Origin of the sequence: Salinivibrio sp. MA427 (assembly GCF_001996115.1) — a bacterium.
Taxonomy (GTDB): Bacteria; Pseudomonadota; Gammaproteobacteria; order Enterobacterales; family Vibrionaceae; genus Salinivibrio; species Salinivibrio costicola.
Map to the genome: position 1 here is coordinate 1 of NZ_MUFH01000329.1, position 2,451 is coordinate 2,451.

At 52.9% G+C, this 2,451-nt stretch carries 1 protein-coding gene and 2 pseudogenes; all 3 read left to right on the forward strand.

Going from position 1 to position 2,451, the window contains the following annotated elements; all coding sequences use genetic code 11:
* Nucleotides 1–228: 228 nt before the first annotated feature.
* Nucleotides 229–922: pseudogene (locus BZG79_RS14045) on the forward strand (DUF3450 domain-containing protein).
* Entirely contained in the window at nt 919–2,268 is a 1,350-nt protein-coding gene (locus tag BZG79_RS14050; RefSeq protein ID WP_077774710.1) for a MotA/TolQ/ExbB proton channel family protein, read from the forward strand. The pseudogene BZG79_RS14045 and the gene BZG79_RS14050 overlap by 4 nt, the downstream one beginning before the upstream one ends.
* Nucleotides 2,265–2,451 (forward strand): annotated as a pseudogene (locus tag BZG79_RS16790) (MotA/TolQ/ExbB proton channel family protein); the annotation flags it as partial. The gene BZG79_RS14050 and the pseudogene BZG79_RS16790, both read left to right, overlap by 4 nt.

Here is a 2,451-nt window from a genome sequence, read left to right on the forward strand (position 1 = left end):
CCATAACACCATCCTGTGTATCTATTTAATATACACTCTAAATGGTTTTTGTATATAGTCAATAGATATACGTTGTCATTTACGGATAAGCCGCAATATTCTCCGAGCTCCTTTACTGCTAGGCTAGATCTTTTCCGCCAAACTCGGTACATTACACGCAAATAGAAACTATTCTCACTTTTGTTTGGGGCGAAAGCCCTGTCATTAAGGATGTTTGCAGATATCACCATGATAAAATCGTCTTCTTTTCGCCTTGCTTGGGGAGTGGCCGCTTGTTTGGCGCTGACGCCCGTTGCCAGTGCGGATCAGCTCGAACAGGCGCAAGCCATCGAGGGTAACACCACCCAAGAAGCGGCTCAGTCGCAATCTCGTATTAACCGCCGCGCGGACAGCAGTTTAGCCATGCGCCAAGAAATTGAACAAATCCAGGCGCAAATCAGTAACCTCGAAATCTACCGCGATCACTTACAAAACTTAGTCAGCAACCAACAGGCAGAAGCACAAAGCCTGCGCGATCAAATCACCGAGATCAAAGAGACGCGTCAAGGCATTGTGCCGTTGATGTATCGCATGCTCGGCGGGCTTGAGCAGTGGCTTGCTAACGACATTCCGCTCAAAGCCGATCAACGCCAAGCACGTGTTGAAAAACTGAAGGCGATGATGGGCCGCGCCGATGTGGCGGACTCAGAAAAATTCCGTCGTATTCTTGAGGCATATCAGATAGAGCGTGATTACGGCAGCAAACTCGATGCCTACCAAGGGTCAGCAGCATTGGGTGTGGAGCACCCGTGATGAAACCTGGGTCGAGCTAGATGCTAGCGCCGGTGAAGCGGTGGATAAGGCCTTTGCGGTGGCACAAAAACAAGTGGCCCCGTCGTTGTTATCTTTGCCATTAAGTGCCAACCAAGGGGTGAAATCATGAGCTGGAAAACCCTGATTGCCGCCGCCTGTTTGATCGCGGTTGCCCCTTTGACTCACGCTGATGATTTGGTCGGACAAACCGAGCAAGCTCAGCAGCAGGCACGTGAGCACAACCAAGCGCGTGAAGCACAATTTGCGATGACGGAACGTGAACTGCGCCAAAAGCGTGATCAGCTCAAGGCAACCCGGAATGCGCTGGAGACGGAAACCGAAAAACTCAGTGATACTTTTAGTGACAACGAGCARCAATTGGCGTCGTTGGAAGACAAACTTCGCTTAGAGTCGGGCAGTTTAGGTGAGCTATTTGGCGTGGTGCGCCAAGCGAGTAAAACTATTCAAACCGATGGCGTGTCCAGCTATGTGGCGATCACTCAGCCGGCATTTAATCAAACCGTCTCGGATATTGTCGCGGCCGATACATTGCCATCACTCAAGCAGCTCAATGCCCTATGGCAAGGGATGCTGACCCAAATGCAAACCAGCGGTGAGCTGCAAACCGTGTCGTTACCGGTGGTGAATGCGCAAGGTGTGGCATCGGAGCAAACGGTGGTGCGTGTGGGCAACGTCGGCTTAGTGAATGATCAAGGTTACCTAAATTGGCAAACCGATCGCCAAGTCGCCGTGCCGTATCGCGCCCAACCGGACAATACGTTAACCACGTCAACCCTTGAGCAAGCGGTGTCTTCAGTGGGTGAGACGGTACTGATTGATCCGGCCCGTGGCACGTTGCTCGGCCAGCTAGAAAACGCGCCGAGCCTGGGCGATCGCTTCGCACAAGGCGGCTTTGTTGCCAAAGTGATTGCCACCTTGTTGGCCGTCGGCTTGCTCATTGCGCTATACCGCGGGGCAGTGTTGCTGTCGATTCATGCCAAAATGCATCGCCAATTGAAGCACCCAGACACCCCCGAAGATAACCCGCTTGGCCGTGTGCTTAAGGTCTATCACGATGCGCCCCAGCGTGATGTCGAATCGCTCGAGTTACGCTTACTTGAAGCGGTGGTCGATGAGCAGCACGGCTGTGAAAAAGGCCTGTCGATGCTCAAACTCTTGGCGGCGCTTGCCCCTATGCTAGGCCTGTTGGGGACGGTGACAGGGATGATTGAAACCTTCCAGGTGATCACCCAGTTTGGTAATGGTGATCCGAAAGTCATGGCCGATGGGATCTCAATGGCCCTGGTGACCACGGTATTGGGTCTGATTGCGGCGATTCCCTTGCTGTTGGCGCATAATATTCTCAGCGGGCAGGCGGACCATATTCGCGGCATGCTCGAAAAACAAAGCATTAGTTTAGTCGCCGAGCAAGCGGAAACCACAGACAATCAGGCGGCAATCGGACCAACGGCATGATAGACGTCGAGTTATTCTCACAGCTGAATCAGCAAGACTTGGGGAGCACCTTGCGCCACTTTATGGCGGAAGGTGGCCCGGTGTTGTGGTGGCTCGGGGCGGTCGTGTTTGTGTGTTGGTTGTTGGTGATTGAACGGCTGTTGTATTTGCTCTCTCGCTTTCCCGCACAGCGTGATGCATGGG